The following is a 14,208-nucleotide window of genomic DNA, read 5'->3' on the forward strand; positions in this document are numbered from 1 at the left end:
AGTCTATGAGCCGTCAGGCAAGGCGCTTCCGCTTTTCTGGTAAGGAGGTCCTTTTGCTATGAACAAAAAAAGCGTTAAAGATGTGGAGTTAAAAGGTAAGCGTGTATTTTGCCGGGTTGATTTCAACGTTCCGATGAAAGAGGGACAGGTAACAGATGAGACTCGCATCAAAGCAGCTCTTCCAACGATCGAATACTTGATGAACCAGGGTGCTAAAGTGATATTAGCCAGCCATTTGGGCCGTCCGAAAGGTTCAGTTGTTGAAGAATTGCGTTTAACACCAGTAGCAAAGCGTTTGTCCGAGCTTCTTGGCAAAGAAGTAAAGAAAGCGGATGAAGCATATGGCGATTCTGTAAAAGCTATGGTTGACGCGTTAAGTGAAGGAGATGTTCTTCTTCTTGAAAACGTGCGTTTCTATGCTGGCGAGGAAAAGAATGATCCTGAGCTTGCAAAGGCATTTGCTGAGCTTGCAGATGTGTATGTAAATGATGCATTCGGAGCAGCACACCGTGCCCATGCTTCAACGGAAGGAATTGCGCATCATCTTCCTGCCGTATCAGGACTCCTGATGGAAAAAGAACTTGATGTACTTGGAAAAGCTCTTTCAAATCCTGAACGCCCATTTACAGCTATTATCGGCGGTGCAAAGGTGAAAGATAAGATTGGCGTAATTGAAAACCTTCTTGAAAAGGTAGACAACCTGATCATTGGCGGAGGGCTGGCTTATACTTTTGTAAAAGCAAACGGCCATGAAGTAGGAAAGTCACTATTAGAAGAAGATAAAATTGACCTTGCCAAATCGTTTATGGAAAAAGCGAAAGACAAAGGCGTGAACCTCTACATGCCAGTTGATGTCGTGGTAGCAGACGATTTTTCTGAGGAAGCCAATATTAAAACAGTAGCTATCGAAGAAATTCCTTCTGATTGGGAAGCACTTGATATCGGACCTAAAACACGCGATATTTACAGCGATGTAATCCAGAATTCAAAGCTTGTCATCTGGAACGGGCCAATGGGTGTTTTCGAATTGAATAAATTTGCAGGCGGCACAAGAGCAGTGGCTGAGGCTTTAGCAGAAGCAAACGATACATATTCAGTCATTGGCGGCGGCGATTCTGCAGCGGCGGTTGAAAAATTCCACCTAGCAGACCGCATGAGCCATATCTCAACAGGCGGCGGCGCTTCCCTTGAGTTTATGGAAGGTAAAGCCCTGCCTGGCGTAGTTGCTTTAAACGATAAATAATTATTGGTGACAGGCACCACCCGAAATTTGTCGAATGTAGGACACTAATAAAAATGCATGAAAGGACGTGCAACATGCGTAAACCAATTATCGCAGGAAACTGGAAAATGCATAAAACACTTCCGGAAGCGAAAGTCTTTCTTGAAGAAATTAACGGATTAGTTCCTGGGAAGGAGCAGGTAGATACAGTTGTATGTGCTCCTGCCTTATTCCTTGAGCGCCTGGTTGAAAACTCAAAGGATTCAGATGTTGAAGTCGGCGCACAGAATATGCACTTTGAAGAAAACGGCGCTTTTACAGGCGAAATCAGCCCTGTAGCACTTGAAGATCTTGGAGTGAAATACGTAATCCTTGGTCATTCAGAACGCCGTGAGATGTTTAATGAGACAGACGAGGCTGTTAATAAAAAGACCTTGGCTGCATTCAAATACAACTTAACTCCTATCGTTTGTGTCGGTGAATCGCTGGAACAGCGGGAAAGCGGCGAAACAATGGATCTTGTCGGTTCACAGGTTGAGAAGGCACTAAATGGCTTAACTGAAGAGCAGGTAAAGCAAACTGTTATTGCATATGAGCCAATCTGGGCAATCGGAACTGGCAAATCTTCAACATCTGCAGATGCAAATGAAGTATGTGCACATATCCGCTCTGTTGTTGCGAAGCAATTTTCACAGGCTGCGGCAGATGCAGTCCGCATTCAGTACGGCGGCAGCGTAAAGCCTGCAAACATTAAAGAATATATGAGCCAGCCTGATATTGATGGAGCTCTTGTTGGCGGCGCAAGCTTACAGCCTACGGACTTTCTTCAATTATTGGAGGCAGGCAAGAATGAGTAAATCTCCAGTTGCATTAATCATCTTAGATGGTTTCGCCTTGCGCGGGGAACGGATGGGAAATGCCGTTGCCCAGGCAAAGAAGCCAAACTTCGAACGCTACTGGAATACCTACCCTAACGCAACGCTGACAGCAAGCGGCGAAGCAGTAGGTCTTCCGGAAGGGCAAATGGGTAACTCGGAAGTAGGACACTTAAACATCGGCGCAGGCCGGATTGTATATCAGAGTTTAACAAGAGTGAACGTCGCCATTCGTGAGGGACAGTTTGAGAAAAACGAAACTTTCCGTTCTGCGATTGACCATGTGAAAAAGAATGGCACGGATCTTCATTTGATGGGACTACTGTCAGATGGAGGCGTTCACAGCCATATTCAGCACTTATTTGCGCTGCTTCGCATGGCTGCTGAGGAAGGCGTGAAGAATGTCTATGTTCATGGATTCCTGGATGGACGTGATGTTGGCCCGCAAACCGCTGCAGGCTACATTAAAGAAGTACAGGAAAAAATGAATGAATACGGAGTCGGCGAATTTGCGACCATTTCCGGACGGTACTATTCCATGGACCGCGACAAACGCTGGGAGCGTGTTGAAAAGTCTTACCGTTCCATGGTGTATGGTGATGGCCCTGCATACAACAATCCTCTGGATTTAGTTGAAGATAACTATAAAAATGGTATCTTTGATGAATTTGTCATTCCATCTGTCATTACTGCAGAAGATGGCAAACCGGTTGCAACGATTAAGAAGGATGATGCAGTTATTTTCTATAACTTCCGTCCGGACCGGGCAATTCAGATTTCGAATACTTTTACAAATAAAGACTTCCGTTCCTTTGATAGAGGGCCTGGACATCCCGAGAACTTGTTCTTCGTTTGCTTGACCCACTTCAGTGAAACGGTTGACGGCTATGTTGCGTTCAAACCGACAAACCTTGATAATACACTGGGTGAGGTTTTAGCGCAAAACGGAAAAACACAGCTCCGTATTGCTGAAACAGAGAAATACCCTCATGTGACGTTCTTTATGAGCGGCGGAAGGGAAGAGAAATTCCCTGGTGAAGAGAGAATCCTGATTGACTCACCGAAAGTAGCTACCTATGACCTTAAGCCTGAAATGAGTGCTTATGAAGTGACGGACGCGTTGCTGAAGGAAGTGGAAGCTGACAATTTCGATGCGATCATCCTGAATTTCGCCAACCCGGACATGGTGGGACACTCGGGCATGCTTGAGCCAACGATCAAGGCGGTTGAAACAGTTGACGAATGCCTTGGCAAAATTGTTGACCTGATTATTTCAAAAGGCGGAAAAGCGATCATCACAGCTGACCACGGAAATGCCGATGAAGTTGTTACGCTAGAAGGCGGCCCGATGACTGCTCACACAACAAACCCGGTTCCAGTCATCGTCACACAGGACGGTGCAGAACTCCGTACAGACGGAATCTTAGGAGACCTTGCTCCAACAGTTCTGGACCTGCTTGGACTGGAGAAACCGGCTGAAATGACAGGAACATCATTACTGAAAAAGTGACAGGCACCACCCGAATTTTGTCGAAAACAATTTTTTATCATAAAGGAGAGAATTACTATGCCATTTATCGAACAAGTATATGCACGTGAAGTATTGGATTCCCGCGGTAACCCAACAGTTGAAGTAGAAGTTTTAACAGAATCAGGATTCTTTGGACGCGCGATTGTTCCTTCCGGAGCATCAACTGGTGAGCACGAAGCAGTAGAACTTCGTGACGGCGACAAGTCCCGCTACCTTGGAAAAGGCGTTCAAAAAGCGGTAGACAACGTAAATAACCTGATTGCAGATGCTGTAATCGGCTTGGATGTAACAGATCAGGTTGGCATCGACCGCACAATGATCGCGTTAGATGGAACTGAAAACAAAGGAAAGCTTGGCGCAAACGCAATCCTTGGCGTATCCATGGCTTGTGCACATGCAGCTGCTGAGTCTGTAGGACTTCCTTTATACCGTTACCTTGGAGGCTTCAACGCGAAGCAGCTTCCAACACCAATGATGAACATCATCAACGGCGGATCTCATGCTGACAACAACGTGGACTTCCAGGAATTCATGATCATGCCTGTTGGAGCTCCTACCTTCAAGGAAGCCATCCGCATGGGTGCTGAAGTATTCCATTCATTGAAAAAAGTTTTATCTGGCAAAGGTCTTAACACTGCTGTAGGTGACGAAGGCGGATTTGCTCCAAACCTTGGTTCTAACCGTGAAGCTCTTGAAGTTATCATTGAAGCAATCTCTAACGCTGGCTACGAAGCTGGCAAAGACATCTACCTTGCAATGGATGTTGCTTCTTCTGAGTTCTACAACAAAGAAACCGGTAAATACGATCTTGCAGGCGAAGGCCGCACTGGTTTAACTTCAGAAGATATGGTTAACTTCTACGAAGAGCTGGTAAACGAGTTCCCTATCATCTCAATTGAAGATGGTCTTGACGAAAACGACTGGGAAGGCCATAAGCTATTAACTGACCGCATTGGCGGAAAAGTTCAGCTTGTTGGTGACGACTTGTTCGTTACAAACACGAAAAAGCTTGCTCAAGGAATCGAGCAGGGCGTAGGCAACTCAATCCTGATCAAAGTAAACCAAATCGGTACCTTAACAGAAACTTTCGAAGCAATCGAAATGGCGAAGCGTGCCGGCTACACTGCAGTTGTATCCCACCGTTCAGGTGAAACAGAAGATGCAACAATCGCTGACATCGCTGTTGCGACAAACGCTGGCCAGATCAAAACTGGCTCAATGTCCCGTACAGACCGTATCGCGAAATACAACCAGCTTCTTCGCATCGAAGACGAGCTTGGCGACTTAGCTGTATACGATGGCTTAAAATCTTTCTATAACTTGAGCAAGTAATCTTGCTTGTGCAGCCGTCCCGGGTGGGGCGGCTGTTTTTTGGCTTGGCCAAGAGCTTTCTGAACGCACAAAAATAGAATTTATTTTCAGCTCTTGTGCGAACCTCAAAATCTTATTGTGAATACCATTAAAATGTGATAAATTAAGAATAATGTGATTGTACGTTTTCAGGAGGTGGCTTCATGCATACATTATTGATTACCCTTTTAGTCATTGTTTCGATTGCCCTTATTGTAGTTGTACTCCTTCAGTCTGGTAAAAGCGCAGGTCTTTCCGGTGCCATTTCAGGGGGAGCAGAGCAGCTTTTTGGAAAGCAAAAAGCGCGCGGTATTGATCTCGTTCTTCACCGCACTACCGTTGTTCTTTCAGTCTTATTCTTTGTACTTACTGTTTTAGTTTCTTATTTTGCGGTATAAATGAATGCAGCGCCTGGCCTTCAGAAGGTCAGGCTTTTATTTTTCTTCGGCAGTTTTCGCTTAAGAAAGCTTTTTATTGGCATGTTCCCCCGCTGTTTGCTAAAAATAAGGAATGCAGATTCAATCAAACGTTTGATTAATAAAATTATAGGAATCATAAGGTAAAAGGAGTTTTATCAATGAGAGTTGTTGCACCAAAACCGTTTACATTTGGAAATGGAAAAAGAGCAGTCCTGCTTCTGCATGGTTTTACCGGAAATACAGCAGATGTCAGAATGATGGCAAGGTTTCTTGAAACGAAGGGCTATACCTGCCATGCCCCGCAATATAAGGGACATGGGGTTCCGCCGGAAGAGCTTGTTCATACAGGCCCGGAAGACTGGTGGAAAGATGTGATGGAAGGGTACGAATTTCTGAAAAATAAGGGACATAAAGAAATTGCAGTGGCCGGACTTTCACTTGGCGGCGTATTTTCCCTTAAATTGGGTTACACTGTACCTGTAAAGGGTATTGTCCCGATGTGCGCACCAATGTACATAAAAAGCGAAGAAGTCATGTATGAAGGAATTCTGAGCTATGCAAGAGAATATAAAAGACTTGAAGGAAAGACGGAAGACCAAATTGAGCAGGAAATGAAAGAGTTCCAGAAAACACCGATGAATACATTAAAGGCACTCCAGGAGCTGATCGCGGATGTGCGCAATCATGTGGATATGATTTACTCGCCGACATTTGTTGTACAGGCACGACATGACCATATGATCAACACGGATAGTGCCAACATCATTTTCAATGAAGTGGAGAATGACTTAAAGAAACTCAAGTGGTACGAAGAATCCGGGCACGTCATTACTCTGGATAAAGAGCGTGACCAGCTGCATGAAGATGTATATGAGTTTTTAGAAAAGCTTGATTGGGAAGAATAATAACAAAAGAAAAACTCCCTGAGGAGGGATGAAGATATGGAAAATAACATACAACAGCTGATCGACAAGCTGCTTCATTATATGAAGGATGAAGCCTATAAGCCATTGACGGTCCAGGAGCTGGAAGCCGCATTTGGAATTGAGGATTCCACAGGCTTCAAAGACTTCGTCAAGGCGCTTGTTGTCATGGAGGAAAAAGGGCTAGTCGTCAGAACGAGAAGCAATCGTTATGGCCTGCCTGAAAAAATGAATCTGATCCGCGGGAAGCTTTCCGGCCACGCAAAGGGGTTTGCCTTTGTTATTCCGGAAGAGCAGGGGATGGATGATATATTTATCCCGCCCAATGAAACGAATAATGCCTTAAATGGGGATATTGTTCTCGCACGTGTGACGTCTGAGAGTTCAGGCCAGAGGCGGGAAGGCACCATTGTCCGTATCTTAGAGCGCGGTGTGACACAAATTGTCGGAACGTATACGGAAAGCAAGCACTTTGGATTTGTTATCCCCGATGATAAAAAGTTTGCCAGCGATATTTTTATCCCCAAATCAGCATCAAAAGGTGCGGTTGAAGGGCATAAGGTCGTTGTAAAACTGACCACTTATCCAGAAGGCAGAAAGAGTGCAGAAGGAGAAGTCATCGACATACTTGGGCATAAAAACGACCCGGGTGTGGATATTCTGTCTGTTATTCACAAGCATGGCCTTCCGCTTGAGTTCCCGGATGAGGTGCTTAAGCAGGCTGAGGAAACGCCGGATACGATTGATCCAAGTGAGCTTGAAAACCGTCGTGACTTGAGAAATGAAGTTATTGTCACAATAGACGGTGCAGATGCAAAGGATCTTGATGATGCAGTAATGGTTAAAAAACTGGATAACGGCAACTACAAGCTTGGCGTTCATATTGCCGATGTCACGTACTATGTCCGTGAGGATTCCCCGATTGACAGGGAAGCGGAAGAGCGGGCAACCTCTGTGTATTTAGTGGACCGGGTTATCCCGATGATCCCGCATCGCTTATCAAATGGCATTTGCTCATTGAATCCGAAAGTGGACCGGCTTACTCTTTCTTGTGAGATGGAAATCACATCGGATGGAGAAGTAGTGAATCACGAAATTTTCCAGAGTGTGATTAAAACAACGGAACGAATGACTTATTCAGATGTGAATAAGATCTTAGAAGAGCAGGACGAAGAACTTATCAACAGATACCAACCGCTTGTGCCGATGTTCGAAATGATGAAGGAGCTTTCTCTGATCCTGCGTAAAAAGAGAATGCACCGCGGAGCCATCGACTTTGATTTTAAAGAAGCGAAGGTCATTGTGGATGAAGAGGGCAACCCGACAGAAGTCGCATTGCGTGAACGCTCGATTGCAGAGCGCCTGATTGAAGAGTTTATGCTCGCAGCCAATGAAACCGTTGCTGAGCACTTCCATTGGATGGAAGTACCGTTCATTTACCGTATCCATGAAGATCCAAAAGAAGATAAGCTTAGAAGATTTTTTGAGTTTATTACAAACTTCGGCTATATCGTAAAAGGAACAGCTAATTCCGTTCACCCGCGTGCCCTTCAGGGAATCATTGAAGAGGTTCAGGGAAAACCGGAAGAAATGGTGGTCAGCACAGTGATGCTGCGCTCTATGCAGCAGGCGAAGTACTTTGAAGAGAGCCTTGGGCACTTCGGGTTATCAACAGAGTTTTACACACACTTCACATCACCGATCCGCCGTTACCCGGACTTAATTGTCCACAGACTTATCCGCACTTACTTAATTGAAGGCAAGCTGGATCAGGCGACAAGGGAAAAGTGGAACGTACAGCTGCCAGACATTGCCGAACACTCTTCCAATATGGAGCGCCGTGCAGTTGAAGCGGAACGTGAAACAGATGAACTGAAGAAAGCGGAATATATGGCTGATAAAATCGGCGAGGAATATGATGGGATCATCAGCTCTGTTACAAACTTTGGCATGTTTGTCGAGCTTCCAAACACGATTGAAGGACTTATCCATGTCAGCTATATGACAGACGATTATTACCGCTATGATGAGCGCCAGATGGCGATGATCGGGGAGCGTACGGGTAATGTCTACCGCATTGGCGACGAGATTACAGTCCGTGTCGTTAATGTAAACAAAGACGAACGCTCAATTGATTTTGAAATCGTCGGCATGAAGGGAACCCGCAGACGGGAAAATCGGGATGCGCCAAAGGTGTTCAAGACTGGCAGCACCGAGAAAAAGCCGCGCAGAGGGAAGTCTGATGAGGGCAAAGGAAACAGTCCAGGCGGTCCAAGAAAGAAAAAAGAGAAAAAGCATTACGAAAATGCGCCAAAAGCAAAGCGGAAGAAAAAGAAGCGGTAAATGTGGGAGGGCCTTAAAGGCTCTCTCTTTCCTTCCCGGCAGGGCTCCGCGTTGAGAGGGGCATGCAATTTTGCTATAATAAAGAAACCGATAGAGAACGGATGCTGCATTTCCTGATAACAGGAAAGGGGAGCAAAGGGGGATTCAACATGCCAAAAGGAACTGGCAAAATGGTTGCGCAAAATAAAAAGGCCTATCATGACTATGCTATAGAAGAAACATATGAAGCGGGAATTGTTCTGCAGGGAACAGAAATTAAATCGATCCGGGCGGGCAAGGTGAACCTGAAGGACTCATATGCTAGAATTCAAAACAATGAGCTCTTTCTTTTCGGCATGCATGTCAGTCCTTATGAGCAGGGAAACCGCTACAATCACGATCCGCTAAGGACCAGAAAGCTTCTCCTGCACAGAAAAGAAATCAGCAAGCTGATCGGTGAGTCGAAGGAAGTCGGCTACTCGATCGTTCCATTAAAAATGTACCTCAAGAATGGTTATGCAAAAGTTTTAATTGGCCTGGCAAGGGGTAAAAAGAAATATGATAAGCGTGAGGATCTCAAGAAGAAAGAAGCCAAGCGTGAAGTTGAGCGTGCTTTCCGTGAAAGGCAGAAAATGTAAATCCAGAACCTTACAATTGAAAAATTTGCTCAGTGTGCTATAATAGTAATTGTCACAGCGAGTGACACAAACTTTAGCTCATCTATTTCGAGCTTATCCGAACGTCAGCGTGCTGAATAAGATTCGGCGCAGACCTATTATAATGGGGACGCTACGGATTCGACAGGGATAGTTCGAGCTTAGGTTGCGAGTCGAGGGGATCGGCCTCGTTAAAACGTCAAAGCCAATAACTGGCAAAACTCAAAACAACTTCGCTTTAGCTGCCTAATAGGCCTTTAGCGGTTCGCCCCTCCATCGCCCATGTGGTAGGGTAGCGGACTCACTTTTAGTGGGCTACGCCGGATTCCACCGCCTGAGGATGAAGGAAGAGAACAACCAGGCTAGCTGGTCGGACGCCCGTCGATAGGCATAAGGATCAGCGAATCGCGAATATATCGACTACACTCGTAGAAGCTTAAGTGCCGATATTTCTGGACGTGGGTTCGATTAATTATTAGTCGCCTTGTGTGGCAACACACAAGTGAAAATTCGGCTTTATCGGTGAAACCTAAGTCGCCATTGGCGATAGGGCAATGCCGAGCGGTATGTGGAGCAATCCAACAGCCGTGTATCGACTTATAGGCTGCCACAGAAGTGGTGGTACTAGGATGCGGAATCCTGCCTGAGCATCAGGTAAATTTATATTTCGCATAATACGCCGAAGGACCTGTTAAGACAGGTTCAAGATATAGTCAGTGCCATGACGAAAGCATGGAAGTGCACGTCCCACCGTCTCCACCAAATACATATTTGGTGGTTTTTTATTTGTCATTTTATCGCAGTCTAACGGGCAGTAAGACCCCCACTTCAAGACTCAGAGGAATCAAAGGAGGATAAGTGGAGGTCAAACTGCCCGTAAAGGCCCGATTGGTTCAACTAACAATCAGTGGGGGATAAGGAACACCCCCATTGATTGAAGTTTCACTTTATATCTTAAAAAAGTCTTCTTCGAATAAAATCTTCTGTCTTAACTTCTCCATATCATATTTGCCATTTCTCGGAGTTACTCTTACATAATTTTCGAGTATCCACAAAGCCCGGTTTCTCTTTTTATCCACTCTTAAGTAAGGTGATACTTGTTTTAGTACGGACATAACTTTTTCCTTTTGTTTAATATTCAGAGAGAAAGAATTTTTGTGAATACCCGGCTTGTAATTTTTTTTATTAATTATGGTCCCGCCTGTTAATGTTTGTATATAAACTAACAGCTCCTTATCAGTAGATGCTATTGTTATACAGGGCCGACGATGCTCTCTCGCATGCATCCTGGTTAGAGTGATTGTTCCTTCACCGTCTATAATTCCTGCAATATAAGCTGCTTCAAAACTTTCCATTTCCCATCCCCCAGCGTAAAATAAGAATGTACGTTCCCTTTTTGAGTATAACATAACTTTCTCTGTTTATTAATAAAAAATTCAGATAATTGGTTGACTTTTCCAATAATGATAGTAGATAATACTTATGAGTAATATATTGCAGATGGAGCTGTTATTTATGGGGAACAGAGGACGGAAAAGAGGGGTCAGCGGGGAGCAGAGCCGTGCACTGCTTCTTGAAATTGCCGCAGAGGAATTTGCGCTAAAGGGTTACTTTCTTACAAAAATTAGCGAGATTGTGCAAAGAGCAGGTCTCACACAGCCATCGTTTTACCTGTACTTTGAAAGCAAAGACGCCATTTTCCAAGAACTGGTCGATTTGTTTCGTAACCGGCTTTCCGAACTTACGTCCAATAGCCGTGTGGAAACAGGCCTTGATTTACCTGCACTTCCTGAACGAATAACCTCAGGCCTATCTGCTATTTTTAAATTTTTTATGGAAAACCAAAATTTAACCCGCATCGGTTTTTTCATGGCCCCGGATGCCGTGGAATTTAAGGAGATACTAGCTGGTCAAATTGAAGCCAATCTCTTATCAGAACAGCAGGCAGGGTACTTCAGGAAAGATATTGATATGGGAACTGTCGCTGAGAGTCTGACGGGGGTTATTGAACGCCTGACATTAACAAAATTATTCAATGGGTTAAAAACTCCAGAAGGTTTAGCAACAGAGATTGTCCATTTATTCCTATATGGAATGATTAATAAAAGCAGCACTCAATGAAGACTTCTGAGGGGAACAGAATCTTTACGGGAGAGTGGAAAAGGGAATGGAAACCTGTGAGGGTAAGATTGATAAAGAATGGGTAGAGCTAATACTGACAGCCAAACAGCTGGGGTTAACAATTGAGGATATACAGGACTTTATTAAACAGTCCAAGAATGGGACTAAGGTAGGGAATCTCCCGGATCTTAAGTAGTCTCAATCAACGGGAAGGATAGATTCAATGCGGAGACTTTTGGCAAACGGTGCATTTACGGGGCTGCTATCTGGAACTTTCCTGGGGTTATTTCTGAAAATGGCTGAGATAACCACGGGAATAAAAGTGTACACATTGTTATTAAATGTGGATTACTTTCCGATTTTAAAAAACTATTATTTTCCCGAATTAATCGAATTTGGATTTCATCTGATCATTTCAGTTATAGTGGCAATCAGCTTATTATTTTTAATAAAAAAATACCGCTGGAACAGGACACAAATCTTCATCCGCACATTATTCATCACCTTTTCCATAGGAGTCCTGGTTTATCCAACAACTGCATTATCTGCACGAACCCCTGAACTTACATCTTTACCTGCCATCTTTATTTGGCTTTTAGGCCATCTGTTATATGGTCTGCTTCTTTCTGTGCTGTTTATAAAAAAGAGGAAATCTTATTGAAATTGGGATAAAAGTCTTTTAATTCTTTTTACGATGTTTTAAAGTGTTAGTAAAGATAAACTCATCAGGTGATGGAGTTCACCTTTAACCGCCTTTTGGCTAATGACTCCTGTCAGTTATGTGGTAACTGGCAGGAGTATTTTTGTTTTGGGTAAAATAAGGGAAATGGAGGGTTCTGGATGGTTTATATACTGGTTGGTGCCGCAGGGTTTTTAGGTGCCGCATTACGTTACAGCATGGGCGTTTTTCTTTTTCAGGAAAGTGCCGTTTTTCCTTTTGCCACTTTGACGGTTAATCTCCTGGGAAGTTTCCTCCTGGCTTGGCTGACAACGGGGCTGATGGTTCGTCTTTCTTTGCCAGCCCATATAAAAACAGCACTGGGAACGGGCTTTGTTGGATCCTTTACGACTTTTTCGACATTGAGCGTTGAAACAGTAACACTTTTTCTCACTGGACAGACAGCTCTGGCCGTTTTGTATATTGCAGCCAGTCTTTTGGGCGGATTATGGATGAGTCGCTTAGGATTTCAGGTCAGGAAAGGAGAAGAAGCCGGATGAGTGCGTTATATGTATTAATGGTGGGAATAGGCGGTTTCTTTGGAGCAATCTCCCGGCTATGGGTCAGTCAGCTCATTAGTAAAAGATTTGTATCGAAGTTCCCGGCTGCCACGCTTGTTATTAACTTATTTGGTTCCCTTCTTCTTGGAATCATGGTGGGCTCAGGGATAGAAGGAAGTACTTTTATGCTGCTTGGCACAGGATTCATGGGGGCATTCACCACTTTTTCTACATTGAAGCTGGAAGCGATGCAGCTGCACATGGATAAAAGGAAAAAGGATTTTATTCTATATAATATTTTGAGCTATGGGGGAGGAACAGCCCTGGCATTTATTGGAATTGAATTGGGAGCCTTTATTAGGTGAAGAGTGAGGGTTTACCGACACAAACTTAGGGAATTTTGTATGATAACCTGTTCGAAGAATTATGTTATGATAACAAATAGCATCGAGGAGGTAATAAAATGTTTTGGGAATCTTATTTAACAAATGATAAATTAGTGGATATAGGAATTTCTATTGGGATCCTGTTGCTTTTTCTCATTTTCCGCAAGCTTTTTACTAAATATGTATTTACCCTTTTATTAAAGCTGAGCAGAAAAGCGCCAAATGACTTTTTCTCTCATATATTTATTTCATTCCAGAAGCCGATTCAGTGGTTATTTATCATTATAGGAATCTACTTTTCAGTTGGCTATTTTCCATATCTAAATCAGCATAATTCTTTATTTCTGGATATAATAAGTTCTTCATTCATAATCTTACTCACGTGGGGATTGTACAATATGGCAGCTGCGTCATCTGCCCTTTTTACCAGCCTGAAGGTTAGGTACGGCCTGGAAATTGATGATATTCTCATTCCGTTTATTTCAAAGGCCTTAAGAGTCGTTATTGTGGCCATCAGTTTTAGCATCGTTGCCCAGGAGTTTGGTTATGATGTGAATGGCTTTGTAGCGGGCCTTGGATTAGGCGGAGTTGCCATTGCGTTTGCAGCAAAGGATGTCCTTGGCAATTTGTTTGGCGGATTCGTCATTATTACAGAAAAGCCATTCACAATTGGTGATTGGATTATGACGCCGAGTGTGGAGGGAACAGTTGAAGACATTTCTTTCCGAAGCACGAAAGTTAGAACATTCGCTCAGGCACTTGTCACAGTGCCAAATGCTACGTTAGCAAATGAGTCGATTACAAACTGGAGCAAGATGGGAAAAAGGCAAATCAGCTTCAGATTGCGTGTTACTCATGATACGACAAAAGATCAAATGGCGAATGTGGTAGGGCAAATTGAATACCTTTTGAAACACCATTCAGACATTCATCCGGATACCATCTTTGTCACTTTTGACGATTATAAAGAAAATGGGCTTGATATCTTCCTTTATTTCTTTACAAAAACAACAAATTGGGGCGAGTTCCTGAAAATAAAGGAAGAAATCAACTTTGAGATTATGGACATTCTTGAAAATGAGCGTGTTTATGTGGCTATGCCTAGCAGGAAGCTATACTTGGATCCTGATGGCGAAAATCAGCTAAAAAAAGATTCCAGGGTGAGACAGGAATCATCCAGATAAA

Annotated in this window: 15 protein-coding genes, 1 other RNA gene and 1 riboswitch; of the genes, 15 read left to right on the plus strand and 1 reads right to left on the minus strand. The window is 43.8% G+C overall.

Annotation, left to right across the window (positions count from 1 at the left end; translation table 11 throughout):
• Positions 1–58 precede the first annotated feature (58 nt).
• The 9 genes from LLY41_RS03615 to ssrA all read left to right on the plus strand — a co-directional run bounded on the left by LLY41_RS03615 (position 59) and on the right by ssrA (position 9,769).
• A complete protein-coding gene (locus tag LLY41_RS03615; protein ID WP_095243507.1) occupies positions 59–1,243 on the plus strand; it encodes a phosphoglycerate kinase in 1,185 nt (394 codons plus the stop codon).
• A gap of 74 nt (positions 1,244–1,317) precedes the next feature.
• Positions 1,318–2,079: a triose-phosphate isomerase gene (tpiA, locus tag LLY41_RS03620; RefSeq protein WP_095243508.1), complete on the plus strand. Its 762-nt coding sequence runs from the start codon at positions 1,318–1,320 to the stop codon at positions 2,077–2,079.
• A complete protein-coding gene (gene gpmI / locus LLY41_RS03625; protein ID WP_095243509.1) occupies positions 2,072–3,607 on the plus strand; it encodes a 2,3-bisphosphoglycerate-independent phosphoglycerate mutase in 1,536 nt (511 codons plus the stop codon). The genes tpiA and gpmI overlap by 8 nt, the downstream gene beginning before the upstream one ends.
• 57 nt (positions 3,608–3,664) lie before the next feature.
• Entirely contained in the window at positions 3,665–4,960 is a 1,296-nt protein-coding gene (gene eno, locus LLY41_RS03630) for a phosphopyruvate hydratase (protein ID WP_061791814.1), read from the plus strand.
• Between the two features lie 182 nt (positions 4,961–5,142).
• A complete protein-coding gene (gene secG, locus LLY41_RS03635; RefSeq protein WP_095243510.1) occupies positions 5,143–5,376 on the plus strand; it encodes a preprotein translocase subunit SecG in 234 nt (77 codons plus the stop codon).
• 179 nt (positions 5,377–5,555) lie between these two features.
• Positions 5,556–6,302 carry an alpha/beta hydrolase gene (locus LLY41_RS03640; RefSeq protein WP_095243511.1) on the plus strand — a complete coding sequence of 249 codons (747 nt, stop codon included), beginning with the start codon at positions 5,556–5,558 and terminating at the stop codon, positions 6,300–6,302.
• Positions 6,303–6,338: 36 nt separating this feature from the next.
• Complete coding sequence (rnr, locus tag LLY41_RS03645) at positions 6,339–8,663, plus strand: ribonuclease R (RefSeq protein WP_095243512.1); 2,325 nt, start codon at positions 6,339–6,341, stop codon at positions 8,661–8,663.
• Between the two features lie 149 nt (positions 8,664–8,812).
• A complete protein-coding gene (gene smpB, locus LLY41_RS03650; protein ID WP_095243513.1) occupies positions 8,813–9,280 on the plus strand; it encodes an SsrA-binding protein SmpB in 468 nt (155 codons plus the stop codon).
• A 152-nt stretch (positions 9,281–9,432) separates the two neighbouring features.
• Positions 9,433–9,769, plus strand: a transfer-messenger RNA (tmRNA) gene (gene ssrA, locus LLY41_RS03655).
• Between the two features lie 476 nt (positions 9,770–10,245).
• Here the strand turns inward: ssrA and LLY41_RS03660 are convergent.
• A complete protein-coding gene (locus LLY41_RS03660; RefSeq protein WP_095243516.1) occupies positions 10,246–10,653 on the minus strand; it encodes an LAGLIDADG family homing endonuclease in 408 nt (135 codons plus the stop codon).
• 127 nt (positions 10,654–10,780) lie between these two features.
• Between LLY41_RS03660 and LLY41_RS03665 the strand changes: the two genes are divergently transcribed.
• The 6 genes from LLY41_RS03665 (at position 10,781) to LLY41_RS03690 (ending at position 14,207) form a co-directional block, all read left to right on the plus strand.
• Positions 10,781–11,419: a TetR/AcrR family transcriptional regulator gene (locus LLY41_RS03665; protein ID WP_304586983.1), complete on the plus strand. Its 639-nt coding sequence runs from the start codon at positions 10,781–10,783 to the stop codon at positions 11,417–11,419.
• A gap of 34 nt (positions 11,420–11,453) precedes the next feature.
• A complete protein-coding gene (locus LLY41_RS03670) occupies positions 11,454–11,615 on the plus strand; it encodes an anti-repressor SinI family protein (RefSeq protein WP_304586984.1) in 162 nt (53 codons plus the stop codon).
• A gap of 27 nt (positions 11,616–11,642) precedes the next feature.
• Entirely contained in the window at positions 11,643–12,080 is a 438-nt protein-coding gene (locus LLY41_RS03675; protein WP_304586985.1) for a hypothetical protein, read from the plus strand.
• 58 nt (positions 12,081–12,138) lie between these two features.
• A riboswitch (Fluoride riboswitch) is annotated at positions 12,139–12,199 on the plus strand.
• 60 nt (positions 12,200–12,259) lie between these two features.
• Positions 12,260–12,637 (plus strand): fluoride efflux transporter FluC, encoded by a 378-nt coding sequence (locus LLY41_RS03680; RefSeq protein WP_095243520.1) that lies wholly within the window; start codon positions 12,260–12,262, stop codon positions 12,635–12,637.
• Positions 12,634–13,002 (plus strand): fluoride efflux transporter CrcB, encoded by a 369-nt coding sequence (gene crcB, locus LLY41_RS03685; RefSeq protein ID WP_095243521.1) that lies wholly within the window; start codon positions 12,634–12,636, stop codon positions 13,000–13,002. Before LLY41_RS03680 ends, crcB begins: the two co-directional genes overlap by 4 nt.
• 98 nt (positions 13,003–13,100) lie before the next feature.
• Positions 13,101–14,207, plus strand: a complete 1,107-nt coding sequence (locus LLY41_RS03690) for a mechanosensitive ion channel family protein (protein WP_095243522.1) — start codon at positions 13,101–13,103, stop codon at positions 14,205–14,207.
• The last annotated feature ends 1 nt before the right edge of the window (position 14,208 follow it).

The organism is Cytobacillus firmus (assembly GCF_023612095.1).
GTDB lineage: Bacteria > Bacillota > Bacilli > Bacillales > Cytobacillaceae > Cytobacillus.